Origin of the sequence: Thioalkalivibrio sp. AKL7 (genome assembly GCF_000381705.1) — a bacterium.
In the GTDB taxonomy this organism is placed as follows: Bacteria; Pseudomonadota; Gammaproteobacteria; order Ectothiorhodospirales; family Ectothiorhodospiraceae; genus Thioalkalivibrio; species Thioalkalivibrio versutus.
This window is the reverse complement of record NZ_KB906947.1, coordinates 285,296-305,460: the sequence shown is the minus strand read 5'-3', so window position 1 is coordinate 305,460 and position 20,165 is coordinate 285,296. Positions and strand designations below refer to the sequence as shown.

At 67.2% G+C, this 20,165-nt stretch carries 15 protein-coding genes; 8 read left to right on the top strand and 7 right to left on the bottom strand.

The genetic code is table 11. The features are described 5' to 3' along the window. A complete protein-coding gene (locus G315_RS0101295) occupies positions 1–2,304 on the bottom strand; it encodes a DNA internalization-related competence protein ComEC/Rec2 (protein WP_019611739.1) in 2,304 nt (767 codons plus the stop codon). A gap of 215 nt (positions 2,305–2,519) precedes the next feature. On the opposite strand from G315_RS0101295, the gene G315_RS0101290 reads away from it, so the two are divergent. Then, the gene (locus G315_RS0101290) at positions 2,520–3,116 is read left to right on the top strand and encodes a DUF2062 domain-containing protein (RefSeq protein ID WP_026338803.1); all 597 of its coding nucleotides are present in this window, start codon (positions 2,520–2,522) and stop codon (positions 3,114–3,116) included. A 61-nt stretch (positions 3,117–3,177) separates the two neighbouring features. On the opposite strand, the gene G315_RS0101285 is transcribed toward G315_RS0101290, so the two are convergent. Together G315_RS0101285 and G315_RS0101280 are read right to left on the bottom strand one after the other, a co-directional pair. Further along, entirely contained in the window at positions 3,178–3,900 is a 723-nt protein-coding gene (locus G315_RS0101285; RefSeq protein WP_019611737.1) for an ABC transporter ATP-binding protein, read from the bottom strand. Beyond that, a complete protein-coding gene (locus tag G315_RS0101280) occupies positions 3,893–5,143 on the bottom strand; it encodes a lipoprotein-releasing ABC transporter permease subunit (RefSeq protein ID WP_019611736.1) in 1,251 nt (416 codons plus the stop codon). Before G315_RS0101280 ends, G315_RS0101285 begins: the two co-directional genes overlap by 8 nt. Before the next feature lie 144 nt (positions 5,144–5,287). Here G315_RS0101280 and G315_RS0101275 point away from each other — a divergent pair, with 144 nt between their 5' ends. The 5 genes from G315_RS0101275 (at position 5,288) to G315_RS0101255 (ending at position 11,961) form a co-directional block, all read left to right on the top strand. Beyond that, a complete protein-coding gene (locus G315_RS0101275; RefSeq protein WP_018145719.1) occupies positions 5,288–5,620 on the top strand; it encodes a hypothetical protein in 333 nt (110 codons plus the stop codon). Then, positions 5,617–6,690 (top strand): agmatine/peptidylarginine deiminase, encoded by a 1,074-nt coding sequence (locus tag G315_RS0101270; RefSeq protein WP_019611735.1) that lies wholly within the window; start codon positions 5,617–5,619, stop codon positions 6,688–6,690. The genes G315_RS0101275 and G315_RS0101270 overlap by 4 nt, the downstream gene beginning before the upstream one ends. A 22-nt stretch (positions 6,691–6,712) precedes the next feature. Further along, entirely contained in the window at positions 6,713–7,609 is an 897-nt protein-coding gene (locus tag G315_RS0101265; RefSeq protein WP_019611734.1) for a carbon-nitrogen hydrolase, read from the top strand. A gap of 203 nt (positions 7,610–7,812) precedes the next feature. Then, complete coding sequence (gene mfd, locus G315_RS0101260) at positions 7,813–11,283, top strand: transcription-repair coupling factor (protein ID WP_019611733.1); 3,471 nt, start codon at positions 7,813–7,815, stop codon at positions 11,281–11,283. Further along, positions 11,284–11,961 carry a CsiV family protein gene (locus G315_RS0101255; RefSeq protein WP_018145723.1) on the top strand — a complete coding sequence of 226 codons (678 nt, stop codon included), beginning with the start codon at positions 11,284–11,286 and terminating at the stop codon, positions 11,959–11,961. Positions 11,962–11,991: 30 nt separating this feature from the next. Here the strand turns inward: G315_RS0101255 and G315_RS0101250 are convergent, their stop codons facing one another. Genes G315_RS0101250 through G315_RS0101240 form a run of 3 tightly spaced genes read right to left on the bottom strand, consistent with a single transcriptional unit; the run spans position 11,992 to position 14,643 of the window. Continuing rightward, complete coding sequence (locus G315_RS0101250) at positions 11,992–12,957, bottom strand: S49 family peptidase (RefSeq protein ID WP_019611732.1); 966 nt, start codon at positions 12,955–12,957, stop codon at positions 11,992–11,994. A 13-nt stretch (positions 12,958–12,970) separates the two neighbouring features. Continuing rightward, a complete protein-coding gene (locus G315_RS0101245) occupies positions 12,971–13,666 on the bottom strand; it encodes an HAD family hydrolase (protein WP_018169744.1) in 696 nt (231 codons plus the stop codon). Then, positions 13,663–14,643 carry an RluA family pseudouridine synthase gene (locus G315_RS0101240; RefSeq protein WP_018145726.1) on the bottom strand — a complete coding sequence of 327 codons (981 nt, stop codon included), beginning with the start codon at positions 14,641–14,643 and terminating at the stop codon, positions 13,663–13,665. The genes G315_RS0101245 and G315_RS0101240 overlap by 4 nt, the downstream gene beginning before the upstream one ends. A gap of 434 nt (positions 14,644–15,077) precedes the next feature. On the opposite strand from G315_RS0101240, the gene G315_RS0101235 reads away from it, so the two are divergent. Continuing rightward, the gene (locus G315_RS0101235; protein ID WP_019611731.1) at positions 15,078–18,077 is read left to right on the top strand and encodes an Rne/Rng family ribonuclease; all 3,000 of its coding nucleotides are present in this window, start codon (positions 15,078–15,080) and stop codon (positions 18,075–18,077) included. Between the two features lie 197 nt (positions 18,078–18,274). On the opposite strand, the gene G315_RS0101230 is transcribed toward G315_RS0101235, so the two are convergent. Beyond that, a complete protein-coding gene (locus G315_RS0101230; RefSeq protein ID WP_038034552.1) occupies positions 18,275–18,766 on the bottom strand; it encodes a low molecular weight protein-tyrosine-phosphatase in 492 nt (163 codons plus the stop codon). Between the two features lie 119 nt (positions 18,767–18,885). Between G315_RS0101230 and G315_RS0101225 the strand changes: the two genes are divergently transcribed. Then, entirely contained in the window at positions 18,886–20,163 is a 1,278-nt protein-coding gene (locus G315_RS0101225; protein WP_019611730.1) for a flagellar hook-length control protein FliK, read from the top strand. Positions 20,164–20,165: the final 2 nt, after the last annotated feature.

The window sequence follows — 20,165 nt, the reverse complement described above, 5'->3', positions numbered from 1 at the left end:
CTACCAGCGTGTCTCGTCCGTCGGCGTGGGGGTGCAACCCTCCTGCCCGCGCAAGGGTGGCCAGGGCGCAGGCTGCCAGAGCCTCCGGTGACGGGCCCGATGACCGGGCCCCACCTCCAGCTCCGAGTTCGCTTCCAGGCGCAAGGCGCCATGCAGCCCGGTCTCCTGCAGCGGCACACAGGCCGCCTTCAGACGTTCGCGGACAGCGCCCTCCAGACCGCGCCCGCGCCCATCGGTACTCGCCCAGGCCATGCGCGGCGGCGCATCCACCAGCCAGCCCCGGCTCAAGCTGCCCGTGCCAGCCCCGCGCGGCAGCAACAGAAGATCACTGGCACGCCCGTCCGGCACATCACGCATCAGCACTGCCTCGCCCAGTCCTCCGAGCCCGCCCGTCAGCAGCAGACGGACGCCACCGGCCGTCTCCACCGCCAGCACGCAGGAGGCCGAGGCGCTGCCATCCCATCCGGGCGGCGGGTGCAGCACTTCGAATCGCACCGCGTCCCATTCCCAGCGCTCTCCGACCTCGCACGCCCGCTCATCGGCCTCTGCCGGCACCCGTCGCAGGGTCTCGACCACGGGTATGGAATCCCGGACCCCGGCGCTGCCTCCGGCGTGCGCGGCGTGTTCGTGGCTGAGGATCATGCGATCCAGCCGGCGCACCCCCTCGGCCCGAAGGGTCGGGACCACAATCTGCTCACCCGCGCTGTAGCCACCCGCACGCCCGGGACCCGCATCGAACAACAGGTTGTGGTTACGCGTCTGCAGCAAGGCCGACTGCCCGTTCCCGACATCCATCAGGAGGACGTGCACGGCACCCGGCTCGATATCTGGTCGCATGGGCAAGGCCAGCGCCATGCCTGCGAGCACGACCCACAGGGCACCCAGACGCAGCCGCGGCTGCAAGGCCACGAGCACCGCGAGCCCGCCCAGCAGGCTCGCAGCCAGCGGGACCCGCCGCTCGTCCACCAGCACGGGCAATCCGGACAGGAGATCCAGCAACCCGACGAGCAGAGCCAGTACGCCGTCGCCCGCGTGCAGGAACGGCTGCCCCAAGGGGGCCCACAAGGCGGCCAGCCCTGCCCCGACCAGCAACACCGGCAGCACCAGCAGGCTGATCACGGGCACTGCCACCAGGTTGGCCACCGGCGCGACCCACGAACCCAACTGGAACCAGGCGAGACTGAGCGGGAGCATCGCCAGTGCCAGCATCACCTGGATACTCCCCGCCTCGCGCCAGCCCGGACGCCCCGAGCGCCCCTGCAACAACAGAAGAATGACCGCGACCGCGCCAAACGAAAACCAGAAACCGGGGGCCAGCACACTCGTCGGCTGCCACAGCACGACCGCGATCGCGGCCAGCATCAGACCGCGCCAGGCGAACGCCTCGCGGCGCCACACCAGGGCGGCCATGAAGGCCGCGAGCATGATCAACGCCCGCTGGGTCGGGATGCTGAAGCCGGCCAACGCGGCATACACCGCAGCCCCCGCCAGACCGGCCAGCGCCATGAAGGCCGCCTTCCGCAGACCCCGTTGCAGCGGCAACAAACCGCTCCAGGCAAACCCCGAAAGCAACCCGACAAAACCGGCAACCAGCCCCACATGCAACCCGGAGATCGCCATCAGATGGTTGGTTCCGGTGCGCAGAAAGGCCTGCCATTCCGGCGCGGTCATCCCCTGACGGTCGCCAATCACCAGGGCCTGCACCAGCCCCGGATGGCGCAACTCCGGGGCCGCGACTTCCAGCCGCCCGCGCAGCCAGCCGCGGACGCGGTGCAAGTCGGCCCGCCAGGGCCGTGCCGCAGCGGCCGGCACTCCGTTCCCGATCGACTCCAGATCAAGCAACGTCGCGGAGCCATGCAGGCCCTCGCGGTAAAACCACCCTGCGCGATCGAATCCGCCAGGATTCGCGGGCCCTTCGGCCGGGCGCAGGCGTAGGGTCATCTGGCCGCGTGTGCCTGCCTCGACCTCAGGCCGCGCCGGATACGCCGTCACCAGGAGCTCACGGGCAGCGAATGCCTCCGGCCCCGCGATGACCGCCTCCACTGTGACCCGGAACCGGCTGCGATGCCCGGCGTGTTCCGGCAAACTGGTGACCGTGGCAAGAACGGTGACCTCTTCTCCCGCAAGCGAAGGCGCCAAGGCCTGCTCGAGCCAGATGTTCGCGGTCATGGAGACGCTCCCCCAGGCGACCACCACACCCAGCGCCATCGCCCATGGCACAGTGGCCCGGTAACCGTATCGTCGCAGGCCGGCGCTGGCGCCCGCGGTGACCACCAGCAGCGCGAGCACCAGACCCGGGGCCATCGGAAGCGGCTCCGGTACCCGGTGTAGCCACCACGCCGTGACCAGAAGTCCGAGGGTGAAAGCGGTCACGTTGAGGCCCTGAACGCCCGGCCCACTGCGTGGCCCAAGACCCAAGTGCCGGGCGACACAGGCATTCGCCGGCCCAAATCAGCGAGAATGGACCCCACATGCGCGGTCGCGAGCCCGCGCCAGGCGCACCATCGGCAACCCGGAACATGGCTAGACACATCATCAAGAAGATGTTTCCCGGCATGGAGCGCATGCGTGGGCACAAGGCGCTCGCCCCGCTGGGGCCGCGTCTGGGGTCGCCGGATCTGTGGCATCTGAACCGCCGCTCCGTGGCTGGTGCGTTTGCCGTGGGGCTCTTCGTGACCTTCCTGCCACTGCCCATGCAGATGCTGATCGCGGCGGCCGTGGCCATTATCGTCCGCGTCAATCTGCCGATTTCGGTGATCCTGGTCTGGATCTCCAACCCGATCACCATGCCGCCCATGTTGTATACGGCCTACACGATCGGGCGCAAGCTTCTGGACGAACCCCGTCGCGATATCCGCCTGGACTGGAGCTGGGAGTGGTTCAGCACAGAGTTACTCACCATCTGGCAGCCCCTGCTCCTGGGGAGCGTCCTGCTGGGCTCGGTCGCGAGCCTGTCGGGTTATTTGCTCGTGCGCTTCCTGTGGCGGCTGAACGTGGTCCAGCGCGTGCGCAGCCGCCGTTATCTGCGGCGGTTGCGCAAGGAACTGGCGGAACGCGAAGCCGCGGAACGCAGCGAAGAGGAAAAATCGAACAAGAAGGAACCGCCGTTGGGCTGATCAACCGAGCCCGTTCAGGGTCCGATGCTGCAAGGCGCGCGGATTCGCGCTGCACGGGGGCTTATGCGTGGACCGCCGCCAATTGGCCGTCGAAGACCTCCGGCTCGAGGTGCCCCTTGACCAGCTGCACCGAGCGGTCCAGCTCGCGCGCCAGGGTGATGTCGTGGGTAACCAGGGCCAGCGCGGTGCCGGTGGAACGATTCATCGCACGCAGCAGCTCGAACACCTGCGCCGCCCGCTCCTGGTCCAGATTCCCGGTCGGCTCATCCGCCAGGATGGCCGAGGGTCGAGTGACCAACGCACGGGCGATCGCGACCCGCTGACGCTCGCCACCGGAGAGCTCCGAAGGCTTGTGCTCCAGGCGGTGGCCCAGATCCACCTGCTGCAGCCAGTGGCGGGCCTCCTCCCGCGCCTTGCGGTTGGACATCCGCCGGATCAGCAGTGGCAGGGCCACATTCTCGGCGGCCGTCAGTTCCGGCAACAGGTGGTGGAACTGATAAACGAACCCCAGATGCTGGTTGCGCAGATGCCCGCGCCGCGCCTCGCTCATGCGGGTCCAGTCCGTGCCCAGCAAGCGCACCTCGCCGGCCGTCGGGCGGTCCAGACCACCGAGCAGGTGCAGCAGGGTGCTCTTGCCACTGCCCGAGGCACCGATGATCGCGGTCTGGTCCCCCGGCTGCAGGGCGAAATCGACCCCGGTCAGTACGGCCACATCCAGCTTGCCGTCGCGGAAACGGCGTTCCACGCCCAAGGCCTCGAGGACCGGGGTCTCGCGGTCAGTCATAGCGCAGCGCCTCCGCCGGCTGGGTACGGGCCGCGCGCCAGGCCGGGAACAGTGTGGCCACGACCGTCAGCAGGAAGCCCAGGATGCCGACCCGGAGAACATCCGACAGTTTAAGTTCAGATGGCAAGTCACTGATATAATAGACCTCGGCGGACAGGAATTCGACGCCCAGCAGCCGCTCGATGAAGGGCACGACGACATCGATATTGGACGCCAGCGCGACCCCGGCCGCGGTACCCAGGAGAATGCCGATCGCCCCGATCACGACCCCCTGGACCATGAAGATCACCATGATGCCTGCGGGCGACAACCCGAGCGTTCGCAGGATCGCGATATCCCCCTGCTTGTCGGTCACCAGCATGATCAGGGTCGAGACGATATTGAAGGCGGCCACCGCCACAATCAGCGAGAGGATGATGAACATCACCATCTTCTCCATCTGGATGGCGCGGAACAGATTCGCGTGCTGACGGGTCCAGTCGGACACCCGGAAAAGCCCGTCCAGCTGCGCCGCTACGTCGCGTGCAATCACCCCGGCCTGCATCATGTCGGTCAGCCGCAGCCGCAGCCCGGTAACCTGATCGCCCATCTGGAACACCGCCTGGGCATCCTCCAGATGGATGAAGGCAGTCCCCCGGTCGTATTCATACATGCCGACCTCGAACAGGCCGGACACCTCGAAGCGCCGCATGCGCGGCATCACCCCGGCCGGCGACACCGAGGCCTGGGGAGCCATCAGGATGATCGAATCGCCAACCTGCACACGCAGTTCCGCCGCCAGTTCGCGCCCGAGCACGACGCGGTAGCGACCGCCCTCCAGGCTCCCCAGCTCGCCGCGGATCATGTGTTCGCCGATGCGCGCCACCCGTTCCTCTGCCTCCGGCTCCACACCGCGGATCAGCGCCCCGGAGATGTTCCCGCGCGCACTCAGCATCGCCTCGCCCTGAACATAAGGGGCCGCGGCCACCACCCGGTCATCGATCTCCGGCGCCTCGCGCTGCAGGCGCTCCCAGTCACGCAGCCCTCCGTTGGCCTCACCGATGGTCGCATGCGAGGCCATCCCCAGGATGCGCTCGCGCAATTCGCGCTCGAACCCGTTCATCACCGACAACACGGTGATCAGCGCCATCACGCCGAGCACCAGCCCGATGATCGACACCACCGAGATGAACGAGATGAAGTGGTTACGCCGCTTGGCACGCGTATAGCGCAGGCCGATGGCAAGGGTCAGGGGGCGAAACATCGCGAAAGCATGCCAGAGATACCGGGTCGCGCCTATAGGGGACGCGTCGGGGGAGGCATGGCGTCGCGGTTGACGCTACCATGGAGCCATCCAGCAAACGGAGAGTTGGTCATGCTAGGGAAATGCAACGCAGCGAACCCCACCTTGAAGTCCGGCGCACGCCGGGGCAGCACCGTGCGCGCCGCGGCCAGCGCCCTTGTACTGGCGCTTTTCGCCGGGGCCATGGCCACCGCCTCGGCCGACATCCTGCGCAGCCCCGAAGGGGGGTTCACCGTAAAGGAACGTGAAGGGGCCCCAACCCGTGGTCAGAGCCAGTCAGCGGTCATCCGCCAGCACGGCGAGCCGGAACAACGCCACGCCACCGTGGGCGATCCGCCGATCACACGCTGGGACTATGCCGACTTCTCCGTGTTCTTCGAGGGCGAGTACGTCCTGCACAGCGCAGTGCGCAACGGATCCCGCTCCGACCGTCCATGAGTACCGGGGACGCCACCCGGGTGCCGCCCAAACGCCGCCTCCCCGCCGAGTGGGAGCCCCAGGGTGCGATCCAGCTGACCTGGCCGCATGACGCCACGGACTGGGCACCCGTTCTGGATCAGGTGCACCCGGTATTTGCCACCATCGCCGCGAGCATCAGCCAGTACGAGCCGGTCATCATCGTCGCGCGCGATCCCGAGCACATTGAGGAGATCTCCGGCTTCCTGACCGAGACCGCCATCCGGCCCGACCGGCTGTGGTTTGCCCTGGCCTCGAGTAACGACACCTGGGCGCGCGACCATGGCGCCATCACCGTATTCGACGGCAATCAGCCACGCCTGCTGGACTTTACCTTCAACGGCTGGGGCGGCAAATACCCCGCCGATCTGGACGATGCGATCACTCGGGCCCTGGCCAGCCAGGGCGTATTCGGCAGCTGTGTACCGGAACCCACCGGGCTGATCCTCGAAGGCGGGTCGATCGAATCCGACGGCGCCGGCACACTGCTCACTACAACGCGCTGCCTGCTCTCCAGCACCCGCAACCCCGATCTGGATCGTACCGGGCTGGAACAGCGCCTCGGCGAATGGCTGGGTGCGGAGCGGATCCTCTGGCTGGAACACGGGCAGCTGGAGGGCGACGACACGGATGCCCATATCGACACGCTGGCCCGCTTCTGCGCCCGCGATACGATCGCCTACGTCCAGTGCGACGATCCGCAGGACCCCCATTACCCCGAGCTGCAGGCGATGGAACAGGAACTCCGGGCCCTGCGCCAGACCTCCGGAGAGCCCTACCGCCTGATTCCGCTCCCTTGGCCGGCCCCCATCGTCGAGGACGGCCGACGGCTGGCCGCCACCTATGCGAACTTTCTGATTCTGAACGGTGCGGTGCTCCTTCCGGTCTACAATGACCCCGCCGATGCCGTCGCCCGCGACCGGCTCGCCGGGGCCTTTCCGGGACGCGAGATCGTGGAGATCGACTGCCGGGCGATCATTCGCCAGGGGGGCAGCCTGCACTGCCTGACCATGCAATACCCTGCGGCCGCCCTCGGCATCCCGCAGGAATAACCTTCTGCACCGAGCACCCGTCATGCCCAACGCCCCACTGTCCGTCGCCCTGATCCAGCACCGCGATGCCGGGAGCGTCGACGCCAATCTCGACGCCACCGCGGCCGCGGTCGCCGAGGCCGCCGCGAACGGCGCCCGCCTGGTCGTATTGGCGGAGTTGCACACCGGCCCCTACTTCTGCCAGACCGAGGACCTCGCCACCTTCGATCGCGCCGAGGCGATCCCCGGCCCGAGCTGCGAGCGCCTGAGCGCCATCGCGCGGGACAACGGGGTGGTCCTGGTCGGTTCCCTGTTCGAGCGTCGCGCCGCTGGGCTCTACCACAACACCGCAGTGGTCTTCGAGACCGACGGCCGCCCGGTCGGCACCTACCGCAAGATGCACATCCCGGACGATCCCGGCTATTACGAGAAGTACTATTTCACCCCGGGGGACACCGGCTTCGTCCCCATCGACACTTCGGTCGGTCGCCTCGGGGTCCTGGTCTGCTGGGACCAGTGGTACCCGGAGGCCGCCCGCATCATGGCGTTGTCCGGCGCCGAGCTATTGATCTATCCCACCGCCATTGGCTGGGACCCGCAGGACACGCCCGAGGAACAAGCCCGGCAGCAGGACGCATGGATGACCGTCCAGCGCGGCCACGCCGTTGCCAACAACCTGCCGGTGATCGCCTGCAACCGCACGGGGCACGAACCGGCCCCCTCCGGACACGCGCCCGGGGCGAACTTCTGGGGCACAAGCTTCGTCGCGGGGCCCCAGGGCGAGATCCTGGCCCGCGCCGGCGAAGCGCAGCCGGAGATCCTCACCGTCGAGCTGGATCGCGGCCGGACCGAGGCCGTACGCCGCCAGTGGCCTTTTCTCCGCGATCGTCGCATCGATGCCTACGGCCCGATCCTGCAACGCTACATCGATCCCTCCTGAGGTGATCAACACCCACTAGCGCGATCCGCCCCAGGTAATCCCCCGCCTTCTCCGTGATCTCCATGCCCTCCGCCGCAAAAACACCCTTGAGCCGCACACGGCACAAACCGATTCGTCAGGGCGTCCTCTGGCTCACGCGCACCCGTCAGGCGGAATCCGTATAATCGCGGCCCTTTCCGCCCCCCCGACCGAACAACAGGCCCATGTCCGAACAACGGCGCAACCCGCTCCATCCCGGCCGCCTCCCCGGCTCCGGATTCGAGGTGTGGTCGGGGCTCAATGCCTCGGCGGCGACGCTCGCACTGTCGCGGAACGCCGGCGAGTTCGCCCGGCCACTTCTGGTGATCACGGAATCCAACGAGGCGGCCGACCGCTGGCAGGAAGAGTGGGAGTTCTTCGCCGGCGACCACGACCTGCCGCTGCTGCGCCTGCCGGACTGGGAGACCCTGCCGTTCGATGTCTTCTCCCCGCACGAGGACATCATCTCCGAACGCCTGCGCACGCTGTACCACCTGCCGGGGCTGGAACGCGGGATCGTGTTGATGCCGGTCTCGACCCTGATGCAGCGCCTGCCGCCGCGCGACTGGCTGACCACCCAGGGCCTTTCGCTGCAAACCGGCCAGCGCCTGGACCGCATGACCCTGCGCGAGAACCTCACCGAGGCCGGGTACAGCGCCGTTCAGCAGGTCATCAGCCATGGCGAATTCGCCGCCCGCGGGGAGATCCTCGACCTGTTTCCGATGGGCGCGGACGAACCCGTGCGCATCGAGTTCCTGGATGACGAGATCGACTCCCTGCGCCGCTTCGACCCCGAGTCGCAGCGCTCCACGGAAAAGGTCGAGCGACTGGAGATCCTGCCCAGCCACGAATTCCCGCTGAACGACACCTCCATCAGCGAATTCCGCACCCGCTACCGGGCGCATTTCTCAGGCGATCCCGCCAAGCACCCGATCTACCGCGACATCAGCGAGGGCCTGGTCCCGCCGGGCATCGAGGCCTACCTGCCGCTGTTCTTCGAGGGCATGGACACGGTGTTCGACTACTGCCCCGAGGTCCAGATGGTGCAGGTCGGCAACATCGCCGGGGCGGCCGAGGAGTTCGCCCAGGAGATCCATGACCGCTTCGAACAGCTCAGCCATCAGTATGATCGACCGCTGCTGCCACCCGAACGGCTCTACCTGGACGTCGACGACCTGGCCGGCGCGCTGCGCGAGCACTCCGGCATTGCCTTGGGCGACCCGGCCGCCCCGCTCCCCGCGGGACGCGGCGCGGACATCGCATTTGCCTGCGACGCGCTGCCGGAACTCGGCATGCAGCAGGGCCGCGACGATCCAGCCCAGCCCCTGAAGGTCTTTGTCGAGGGGCAACAGCGCGTGCTCCTGACCGCGGAATCCGCCGGTCGCCGCGAGGCCCTGCTGACGCTATTGCGGGACCAGGCCGTACCCCATCATGCCGTGGACGACTGGGACGCCTTCCTCACCGCCGAACCCGGCCTGTACGTCACCGTGGCCGCGCTCGGCGAGGGCTTCGTGCTGCCCGAGGGTGTGGCCGTCGCCCCCGAGGCCGCCCTGCTCGGAGAACGCGCGCGCCAGACCCGCGGACGCAACCGCACCACGCGGGACGCAGACGCGGTCATCCAGAACCTCAGCGACCTGACCATCGGTGCACCGGTGGTCCACGAGGAACAGGGCGTCGGCCGTTATCTCGGGCTGCAGACCCTGGACTTCAACGGCCAGCCTTCGGAGTTCCTGACGCTCGAGTACGCCGACGAGGCCAAGCTCTATGTCCCCGTGTCCTCGCTGCACCTCATCAGCCGGTATACCGGCGCGGATGCCGAGCACGCCCCCCTGCACCGGCTCGGCAGCGAGCAATGGGGCAAGGCGCGCAAGAAGGCGGCGGAAAAGGCGCGGGACGTGGCCGTCGAACTGCTCGATATTCATGCCCGGCGCGCGGCGAAACAGGGCACGGTCTTCGCTACCGACACCGCCGAGTATCACGCCTTCGCCGCCGGGTTCCCGTTCGAGGAGACCCTGGATCAGCAACAGGCCATCGACGCCGTGCTCGCGGACATGGCCGACACCCGACCCATGGATCGCGTGATCTGTGGCGACGTGGGCTTCGGCAAGACCGAGGTCGCGATGCGCGCCGCCTTCGTCGCGGTGCAGAACAACAAGCAGGTCGTGGTCCTGGTCCCGACCACCCTGCTCGCGCAGCAGCACCACCAGAACTTCACCGACCGCTTCGCCGACTGGCCGGTCCACATCGAGTCGCTGTCACGCTTTCGCAGCGCCAAGCAGCAAGCCGCGGTACTGGAGGGCCTGAAAGACGGCAAGGTCGACATCGTGATCGGCACCCACAAGCTGCTGCAGGCCAACCTGGACTTCTCCAACCTCGGCCTGGTGATCGTCGACGAGGAACAGCGCTTTGGCGTGCGCCACAAGGAGGCGCTGAAGAAGATGCGCGCCGAGGTCGACATGCTCACGCTGACCGCCACGCCGATCCCGCGCACCCTGAACATGGCCCTGGCCGGCCTGCGCGACCTGTCGGTGATCACCACACCACCGCGTGACCGCCTGGCGATCAAGACCTTCGTCAACGAATGGAACGACGCCATCATCCAGGAGGCCTGCCTGCGCGAGATCCGGCGCGGGGGCCAGGTGTACTTCGTGCACAACGAGGTCAACACCATCGAACGCACTGCCCAGGGCCTGCAGGAGCTGTTGCCCGGGGCACGGGTCGGCATTGCCCACGGGCAGATGCGCGAGCGCGAACTGGAACAGGTGATGCTCGACTTCTATCACCGGCGCTACAACATCCTGGTGTGCACCACCATCATCGAGACCGGCATCGACGTCCCCACCGCGAACACCATCATAATGAACCGTGCGGACAAGCTGGGCCTGGCACAGATGCACCAGTTGCGTGGCCGCGTCGGGCGTTCACACCACCGCGCCTACGCCTACCTGATCACGCCGCCGGAGAAGGCAATGTCCGCCGATGCCAAGAAACGGCTGGAGGCCATCGCATCGCTGGAGGACCTGGGCGTGGGCTTCACCCTGGCCAGTCACGACCTGGAGATTCGGGGTGCCGGCGAGCTGCTCGGCGACGAGCAGAGCGGGCAGATCCACGAGGTCGGATTCTCGATGTACAACGACCTGCTCAACCGCGCCGTGAATGCCCTGCGCTCCGGCAATATGCCGGAACTCGAAGGGCCCGCGGCCACCGGGACCGAGGTGGAACTGGGCCTTCCCGCCCTGCTCCCGGGCGACTACGTACCCGACGTACACACCCGGCTGATCCTCTACAAGCGCATCAGCAGCGCACCGACCTCCGATGCCCTTCGCGAGCTTGAAGTCGAACTGGTGGACCGTTTCGGCCTGCTTCCGGACCCGGCCAAGGCCCTGTTCGAGGCCGCCCGTCTGCGGCTGAAGCTGACCCCGCTCGGGATTCGCAAGCTGGAACTGGGCCCTGCTGGCGGACGCCTGGTTTTTGGTCCGAGTCCCAATCTGGACATCGCGGCCCTGATCCAGCTGGTGCAATCCGATCCGCAGATGTACAAACTGGATGGCCAGAAGGCCTTCCGCTTCTTTGCCCCGATGGAGACACTGGAGGCTCGGGCGCAGGCCGTCCTGCGCCTCTTAAACACCATCAGCCCCGAACAACAGGCCGCCTGAATGCGCAACGACCCATCCGAATCCCACAACCCCCTCCGACGCCGCCTGCTGGGCGGGCTGGCCGCCCTGCCCCTGGCTGGCGCCACGGGACCGGCCCTGGCACAGGCCGGACGCCAGTATCGCATCGAACTGGTGATCTTCGAGCATCGCACGGACGAGAGCCGGCGGCTGCAGATGGAGCTCGCCGCGCCGCGCGAGGCCATGCTCGGCGAATCCGAACTGGGCGGGCGGATCTATCGCGATTCACGCAAGGGCTTTGAACTGCAGCGCGTGGTACGCCGGGTGGAGGACTCCGGCGCCGGGCGCATCCTGGCGAGCCTGGCCTGGGATCAGACTGGACGCGACCACGCCTCCGCCCCCTGGCTGCGGGTGCAGCAGGGGCGGCGGCTCGGTACGCGTGATCATCTGCGCGACGAGGCCGACCGGATGCCGCGTCCGCTGATGGAGGAACAGGACGAACGCTTCGAGCTGGAGGGCCGGCTGCGTATCTGGGTGGGGCGATTCCTGCACCTGGAGACCGACCTGATCTACCACGTCGAGGAACCGCAGGGGGACCAGCCGCCGCGCGCGATAACGGTACGCGGCAGCCAGCGCATGAACTCCGGCGACGAGCTGTTCTACCTGGACCATCCGGTGATCGGCATGATCGCCCGCGTCACCCGCATCGATCGCAGCTGACCCGCAGACTGGGAGGCCAGGCAGCGCGCCTCAGCGCCACTGCGGCGTGGTCTCCCAGCTCATCCATTGCTGGAAAGCCGCCATGCCGAGGTCTTCGAACAGCAACTGCAGCGCACTGCGCCGCGGCTTGAACTCCACCATCTTCTCCACACCGATCACGTCGCGCGCCACGCTGCGGTCCGTGCCGATGCCATCGATCAGGCCGAGCTCCACCGATCGATCGCCCGTCCAGATCAGGCCGTTGAACAGATCGTCGCGTTCGACCAGGCGATCGCCACGACCGGCACGCACCACATCCACGAACTGCTCGTGCACGCCCTGCAGCACCCCGTCGAGGTGATTCACATGGTCATCGTCCAAGGGCAGGAACGGGTCCAGGAACCCCTTGTTCTCGCCGGCGGTAAACAGACGTCGTTCCACACCGATATTGTCGATCAGATCCACGAGCCCGAAGCTGTCCATGCGCACGCCGATCGAACCCACCATGCTGGCCTGGCTGGCATAGATCTCGTCCGCCGCTACCGCGATGTAATAGGCCGCCGAGGCGCCCACATCCCCAATGACCGCATACACGGGGATATCCGCGTGCTTCTCCTTTAGCCGCAGGATCTCGTCGTGCACGTTGGCGGCCTGCACCGGGCTTCCGCCCCCGCTGTTGATACGCAGCATTACCGCCTGGGTGCCATCCGCCTCAAAGGCCTCTTTCAGCACCTTGGAGATGTCCTCGGCATTGGCCGCCGCGCTGGAGGCAATCAGCCCCTCGACTTCGACCACGGCCACGTGTTCGGTGGGCTCGCGTTCGCTCTCGAACATCCCCGAAAGCCCCAGATCGCCGCCGCGCACCAGGATCAGCAGCGCGACCAGGTAGAAGAAGAACAACAGCTTGAAGAAGATGCCCCAGCGTCGGGCCCGGCGTTGTTCGATCACCTGTGCCTGGACCAGGTTCTCCAGGGCCTCGCGTTCCCAGCCCGGTTTGTTCTCGTTCGCCCAGCCCATCGTCATTCCTTTTCTAAGTTGTACCTTCAGCCCGCCGGAATGCCTCAAGCAGCGACTCCAGATCCGGCTGCAAGGCCAGGGGGGATTCGTCACTCAGGCGTTCCGGCGAATGCACCCCGTGGGTGACAGCCACGGCCGGTACTCCTGCATGCCGCGCCATTTCGAGATCATAAACGCTATCACCGACCATGCGCGTCCGGGCCGGTTCCACCCCCGCGCGTCCCATCACGGACTGGAGCATGGACGGATTCGGCTTCGACGGGTATTCGTCGCCCGTAGCGGTTGCCACGAAGTACCTGCCCAGACCGGTCGCCTCCAGGGCCTGGTCCAGTCCCCGTCGCGATTTGCTGGTCGCCACGGCCAGCAGGATCTCGCGCGCATCCAGCCAGTCGAGCAGGTCGCTCACGCCGGCGAACAGCGGGGTCTCCGGGGCATCGTCAGCCGCCAGATAACACTCGCGATAGGTGTCGGAAAAGTGCTGCACGAAGGCATCATCGGCGTCCGGGTAGAGCTCGCGGACCGCCGCCTGAACCCCGAGCCCGATAATATTGCGCAGCGTCGCCTCGTCCCGCACCGGGGCACCGGTATCCTTAGCCGCACGCTGCAGGCAGTGCACGATCCGGCGAGGCGAGTCCATCAGCGTTCCATCCCAGTCAAACACAACCAGGCGCAGGTCACCCTCCTCCGGTGGCAGCAACGGGGTCATCATGCGTCGTCCTCGCCTCCGGCATCCAGGTTCGCGAGCACCGCGGTCAGCTCGTCCGGCAACGGGGCGGAGAAGATATGTCGCTCGCCGTCCGCCGACTGGTATGCCAGTGCCTGTGCATGCAGGAACAGCCGTTTCAGCCCATGGCGCCGCAGGCTGCGATTGGCATCCGGCAAGCCGTAGTCGTGATCGCCCCCCACCGGATGGCCGATCGACTGACCGTGGACGCGTATCTGGTGCGTGCGGCCGGTCCCGATCTTCACCTCCGCCAATTGGAAGGCACCGTGCGCCTCCAGCGGCACAAAGACGCTCCGGGCTTCCCGTGCCCGCGGCCCGTCGCTGTCGGTCTCGCCCGCACGCATCCGGCGGCGGCCATCTTCCTGTCGGCCACTGGCGACCGGGGCATCGCATTCGACGGCCTGTTCGCCCGCGAACCGCCCCACCAGCAGCGCCAGGTAGCGCTTCTCGACCCGCCCTTCACGCAGCGCGGCATGGAACTCTTGCAGCGCCGAGCGGCGCTTGGCCAGCAGCAGGCAGCCACTGGTCTCGCGATCCAGGCGGTGCCCCAGTTCCAGCTCGATATCCGGCCGTAACTGGCGCATCGCCTCAATAATGCCAAACGCCAGCCCGCTCCCGCCGTGCACCGCCAGGCCGGATGGCTTGTCCAGCACCAGCACATCGTCATCCTCGTGGATAATCGCCCGACGCAACCGGTCCAGTACCTTCGGCGGGATCTCGCTGCTGGCCGCCTCCGGTCGATCCAGATCCGGCACCCGGACCTCGTTGCCGACAGCCAGGCGCTTGTGTGCCTTGGCCCGGCGCCCATCCACCCGCACGGCACCCTGACGGACCAGGCGGTAGATCAGGCCCTTGGGCACGCCCTTCAGTTCGCGGAGCAGGAAGTTGTCGAGCCGCTGACCGTCACCACGCTCGGTGACTTGGAAGGTACGTGGGCCGGAGGGTTCGCGCGTTGCTTTCATGGCGCGGGATGCTACCGGAGGCGCGCTCACCGGGCTACTGTACCCGTCCCCTTGCGGGCGGAAAAACTTGCCCGGACGGGGGGTTATGCCCTACATTGGCCCACGGTACGTTGCTGTGCTACGCCTGCAACGCGCCTCGAATCACCCGCCGCTTCGATCCACAGGCTGAAAGCAGCCTCCGGTCGAAGGGCCATCGCCACAAAGCGACACTGTGACGCTATTTCTTCTAACCCAGTCCTGTCTCCCCGGCTACGCCTCCCGCAGGCGACTGATCCCGTGGTTGCTGGTGAACACCTGGCTGGCGCGTTGGCTTGTGCTACGCGCCGCCGCTGCGAGCACGCGTGCGCAAGCGTTGCCGTGCCGCCGCTCGATCGCCGCACCCCGGACCCCGATCTTCCCCGCCGGACGCCAGGACGCCCTACCGAGTCCAATGCATGAAACGCATCCTGATCAATGCCACGCAGCCGGAAGAGTTGCGGGTCGCCATGGTCGACGGCCAGCGGCTGTACGACCTGGATATCGAACTGCCTTCGCGCGAACGCAAAAAAGCGAACATCTACAAGGCCAAGATCACCCGCGTCGAACCGAGCCTGGAGGCCGCGTTCGTCAACTTTGGTGCTGATCGCCACGGCTTCCTCCCGTTCAAGGAAATCGCTCATTCCGCGGTTGGCGCCCCTGCCGACAGCGACAAGCCAATCCGCGACTTCCTGAAGGAAGGCACCGAACTCCTCGTCCAGGTAGAAAAGGAAGAACGCGGCAACAAGGGTGCCGCGCTGACTACCTACATCAGCCTGGCCGGCCGCTATCTGGTCCTGATGCCCAACAACCCGAAAGCCGGCGGAGTCTCGCGCCGCATCGAGGGCGAAGACCGCGCCTCCCTGCGTGACGCACTCTCCGGACTGACGATGCCGGACGGCATGGGCGTAATCGCCCGGACCGCGGGCGTCGGGCGTACCACCGAAGAGCTCCAGTGGGATCTGGATTACATGACTGCCCTGTGGGCGGCGGTCACCGAAGCCGCGGAAAAGGCCAAGACCCCGGCGCTGATCCACCAGGAAAGCAACGTCATCATCCGCGCCCTCCGCGACCACATGCGCAACGACGTCGGCGAGGTCATCATCGATGACAACGACGTGTACCAGCAGGCCGAGGAATTCGTTCGTCTGGTCATGCCCAACAGCCTGCGCAAGCTCAAGCGCTACGATGACCCGGTCCCGCTGTTCAATCGTTACCAGATCGAGAGCCAGATCGAGAGCGCATTCGACCGCGACGTCACCCTGCCCTCCGGCGGTGCGCTGGTCATCGACCACACCGAAGCCCTGATCTCCATCGACGTCAACTCTGCGCGCTCGACCAAGGGTGGCGACATCGAGGAGACCGCCTTCCACACCAACCTGGAGGCGGCGGAAGAAGTCGCGCGCCAGTTGCGCATCCGCGACCTGGGCGGCCTGATCGTGATCGATTTCATCGACATGAACGCCAACAAGCATCAGCGGGAGGTCGAAAACCGCCTGCGCGAGGCGCTGGAGATGGATCGCGCCCGGGTCCAGGTCGGGCGCATCAGCCGCTTCGGACTGCTGGAGATGTCGCGCCAGCGCCTGCGTTCGTCGCTGGGGGAATCCAGCCAGAACACCTGCCCGCGCTGCCAGGGTCACGGCCAGATCCGTAGCGTGGAATCCCTCGCCCTGTCGATCCTGCGATTGATCGAGGAAGAGGCGATGAAGGACCGCACTGGCCTGGTGATGGGTCAGGTCCCGGTCGACGTGGGCACCTTCCTGCTGAACGAGAAGCGCGAATCGATCAACGACATCGAGGAGCGCCACAAGGTCGACATCAGCATCATCCCCAACCCGCAGTACCTCACCCCACGCTTCGAGGTCCGCCGCGTGCGCGGCGACGAACGCGAAGAGGCGATCAGCGACCGCGGCTCGCACGAACTGGTGGAGACCACCGAGGACGAGAGCGATCCGCATCAGGAGCGCCGCAGCAAGGTCGAGAAGCCGCTGGTCCAGGGCGTCAAGATGACCGGGCCGGCCCCGGTCAGCGACAGCGCACCCTCCGCACCGGAGACGTCACAGCCGGTATCGAAGCCCGGATTCTTCACACGCATCTGGTCCTCGCTGTTCCCCAACGCGCGTCCGGCGGACGGACCGGAAGATGAACAGGAAGACAGCCGCAAGGGCGGAGGTCGCGGGCGCGCCGGCGAAAGCAACCGCGGCGGCAAGGGCAGCGGCCGCGGGGGCAGTCGGAAAAAGGCCGACAACGGCGGCCGCAATACCGGCGACAAGCGTGACGACGCCGACAAGGGCAAGAAGGGCGCACCCGACAAGACGGATAGTGCCAAGGGCAATGGCACCAAGCCCGATGGTGCCAAGGGCCGTTCCCGTCGTGGCGGCAAGAAAGATGCCGATGCCGCGAAGGGCACGAGCAACGAATCGCCGAAACAAGCAACCGAAAGCCGGACGCCTGACACCAGGGGACCCGAGAAGTCCGCAGACTCGAAACCGGCCGAGAAGCCAGCACGGGACAAGGACGAGGCCGCCACGAGCGTAGCCGCGGACACTCCTGCGGGTAACGGACCGGAGAAGTCGGACGAGGATGACGGCGGCAAGGGTCGCAGCACCCGTTCCCGCCGTTCCCGTCGCGGTGGCCGGCGTCGTGGCGGTCGTGGACGTTCTGGCGAAAACGCCGGCGAAGCCGGCACCGACGGTGCGCAGAACACTGCAACCGAGGGTTCCGCTCCGGAGTCCGGCAGTGATACGACCGCCCCGGACTCAGCCCCCGCGGCCGACACCGGAAAGGCACACGCTGAGACCCCCAAAGAAGTTCAGAACGCCGAGTCCTCGGCCCCAACCAGGGACGGTGGCGAGAGCACCCCGCCACCGGAAAAGGCCAGCCCCGACGATGGCGCCCCCAAGGACGCCGCGCCCGCCAAGGGGCGTAGCCGCGGTGGTCGCGGCCGCAAGCCGGCCCCGGCCTCCGCAGAGACCTCCACCGGCGAAGTGACTCCGGGCTCCAGCGAGCCGAACACCCCGACGGAAAGCCAGCCGGCCGTTTCCGATTCCCGGGAACCGGCCCCAAAAGCCGAGCCGGCAGCGAAGCAGGACACGGCGGACGCCACAGGCCAAAGCGACAAGGCCCCGGCCAAGCGCCCGGCCCGGGCCAAGAAGGCCGATGCCGGGGATGCCGCGAACAAGACCGATGCGACCCCGACAGACCCGCCGGACACCGCTCCCAAGCCAAGAACCCGGCGGCCAAAGGCGACCAAGGCGGAGACCACCCCCACCGATGAAGGGGCCGCTGCTTCAAGGCCGGACGAAGTGAAAGCAGAAAAGCCTGCGGAGGCGAAAGACGACAAACCTGCCGCGCCCAGGCCCACTGCCGAGCCAGCGGAACCGGCCGCCGAAAGTCCGAACCGAAAAGGCGACGACTGACAGGACGAGGTCCCGCGTCCAACCAAAAAGGGCCCGCCTATTGGCGGGCCCTTTTTGGTTCTGGCCTCGGGATTCCGAATGGATGATCTTCCAGAAGGGTCATACCGATGCCTTTGGCTCGGCTTGCACGCGACCCTGCGCCAGTCGACTCCGGCAGCGACTCCTGCGCCCGGTCCGCAACGCGTCCGGCAGTGCTGTCAGGAGGCCTTCAACGTGTGGCGATCGCGGATATGTTCCAGCAACCCATCCGCTGCCGCTTCCACCAGGTCCATGACGTGCACGAACCCTTCGTCCCCGCCGTAGTACGGATCCGGGACTTCGTGTTCGCCGAACTGTGGCGCAAAGTCCAGAAACCGCAGCAACTCCGCCCGCGCATCTGCCGGACGGATGCGCTCGGCATTGCGGTAGTTTGCGTCGTCCATGGTCAGGATGTAATCGAACTCCAGGAAATCCTCGGGCTCCAGCTGACGCGCGCGCAGATGTTCCAGATCGTAGCCGCGCGAGCGCGCCTCCTGGCGGGCCCGGCTATCCGCCTTCGCCCCCACGTGATACCCGGCGGTTCCGGCCGAATCGACCTCGATGGCCTCGCCCAGTCCGTGGTCGCGCACTCGCGCCTCGAACACCCCATGGGCCATCGGCGAGCGACAAATATTGCCCAGGCAAACCATCAGTACACGTATCTTCGACATCGCTCCACAGTCCGAATCGCGAAAGGCATCAGGATAACAAACCGGGCATCCTGGGCGGGCCGGTTCGTTCCGCGCCCTCCGGTATGCCATGCTGAGGCTTTGCATCACGAGATCCCTTGATGGTCGACCTTGGCGGTCCGCGCATTCCCGGCTGGTCACCCCCCGGCAATGTGGCCAGTGGGGCGGGCACCGGAACGCGACAATCCCTCCAGACCGGAACGCGCATCGAGGTTCGTGTCCTGGACGTACTTGCCGATCGCGGGGTGCGGCTGCGTCTCGAACCCTCCCCGGGCCGCAGCGGCGCATCGACCGCGGCACGCCCCTCCCCCCCTGCAACGGTGGTCACCGCCCAGCTGACCGGCGCATTGCCCACGGCCTTGTTGAACCGACCCGGTTCGGGCGCTTCCGGCACCGCCATGCTGGCCGAGATCACCCGCACCGAACCACGCCTGGAGGTCCGCCTGCTCCCCCTGACCATGGATCGCGCCGCACCCCGCCCCGCCGGTAGCGGCTCAGCGCCCAACCCGGCCCAGCAGTGGCTGGGACAAGAACTGCGTCTGCAGCTCCCCGGGGCACGCCCGCTGGGGCCGGCTCTGCATGGCCTGCTGACCCAGCCCTCCGGGACCGGGGCGCCAGCCACGAGCGCCATGCCCGGGGCCCAGGCCGCACCCGCACTGCACCGTATCCTGGAGCTCCTGCCCACCCCGGCCCAACTGGCACAGCCCGAGACCCTGCGCCAGCACATCCAGCAATCGGGACTCTGGATGGAGGCCATGCTGGGGCATGCCGGACGCGGTCAAGGCCCGATGCATCCATTCGCGGCAGATCTCAAGGCCCAGCTTCTGCGTGCCGCAGACCAGGTTCGCCAAGCGGCGGACGCACGCCCTGCAGCGCAAGCACCCCCCGCCACCGCCTCGACTCCCCCTGCCCCGGCCGCGGCCCTGTCCGGCCTTCTGGAGGGACTCCTGAAACGTGTCACGTCGCTCCAGCTCCAGTCGCTGCAATCCTTCGCAAGTGACGAACCCGGCAACAGTCGCTGGTTATTCGAACTTCCACTGCGTAGCGAGCAGGGTATCCACGGTGTTTTCGGCGAGATCCACCGCGAAGGCGGAAGCGACGACGAAGCCGAAGCGCCCTGGTCGATTGTGTTGACGCTGGATATCGGTGACCTCGGCCCGACGCGGATCGCCCTGGCATCGCGCAATGGGGGCGTCAGCGTGCACTTCACCGCACCCGAGGCCGATACCGTCACGCGACTGCGCAGCGAAATGGCTTATCTCCGCGATCGGCTGGGCGAGCGCGACCTGACGGTGACGGGGCTATCGGTACGTCAGGGCGAGGTCGGTACGGACCCGCGCCCCACGAATTCGCATCGCATGCTGGACGAACAGGCCTGAGC

Bases quoted from the DNA above. Each gene is read 5' to 3' on its own strand.
- G315_RS0101240 (WP_018145726.1), bottom strand. From the start codon at position 14,643: ATGAAAGCAACGCGCGAACCCTCCGGCCCACGTACCTTCCAAGTCACC.
- G315_RS0101255 (WP_018145723.1), top strand. From the start codon at position 11,284: ATGCGCAACGACCCATCCGAATCCCACAACCCCCTCCGACGCCGCCTG.
- G315_RS0101295 (WP_019611739.1), bottom strand. From the start codon at position 2,304: ATGGCCCCGGGTCTGGTGCTCGCGCTGCTGGTGGTCACCGCGGGCGCC.
- G315_RS0101280 (WP_019611736.1), bottom strand. From the start codon at position 5,143: ATGTTTCGCCCCCTGACCCTTGCCATCGGCCTGCGCTATACGCGTGCC.
- G315_RS0101250 (WP_019611732.1), bottom strand. From the start codon at position 12,957: ATGGGCTGGGCGAACGAGAACAAACCGGGCTGGGAACGCGAGGCCCTG.
- G315_RS0101290 (WP_026338803.1), top strand. From the start codon at position 2,520: ATGGCTAGACACATCATCAAGAAGATGTTTCCCGGCATGGAGCGCATG.
- mfd (WP_019611733.1), top strand. From the start codon at position 7,813: ATGTCCGAACAACGGCGCAACCCGCTCCATCCCGGCCGCCTCCCCGGC.
- G315_RS0101230 (WP_038034552.1), bottom strand. From the start codon at position 18,766: ATGTCGAAGATACGTGTACTGATGGTTTGCCTGGGCAATATTTGTCGC.
- G315_RS0101235 (WP_019611731.1), top strand. From the start codon at position 15,078: ATGAAACGCATCCTGATCAATGCCACGCAGCCGGAAGAGTTGCGGGTC.
- G315_RS0101225 (WP_019611730.1), top strand. From the start codon at position 18,886: ATGGTCGACCTTGGCGGTCCGCGCATTCCCGGCTGGTCACCCCCCGGC.
- G315_RS0101265 (WP_019611734.1), top strand. From the start codon at position 6,713: ATGCCCAACGCCCCACTGTCCGTCGCCCTGATCCAGCACCGCGATGCC.
- G315_RS0101245 (WP_018169744.1), bottom strand. From the start codon at position 13,666: ATGATGACCCCGTTGCTGCCACCGGAGGAGGGTGACCTGCGCCTGGTT.
- G315_RS0101270 (WP_019611735.1), top strand. From the start codon at position 5,617: ATGAGTACCGGGGACGCCACCCGGGTGCCGCCCAAACGCCGCCTCCCC.
- G315_RS0101285 (WP_019611737.1), bottom strand. From the start codon at position 3,900: ATGACTGACCGCGAGACCCCGGTCCTCGAGGCCTTGGGCGTGGAACGC.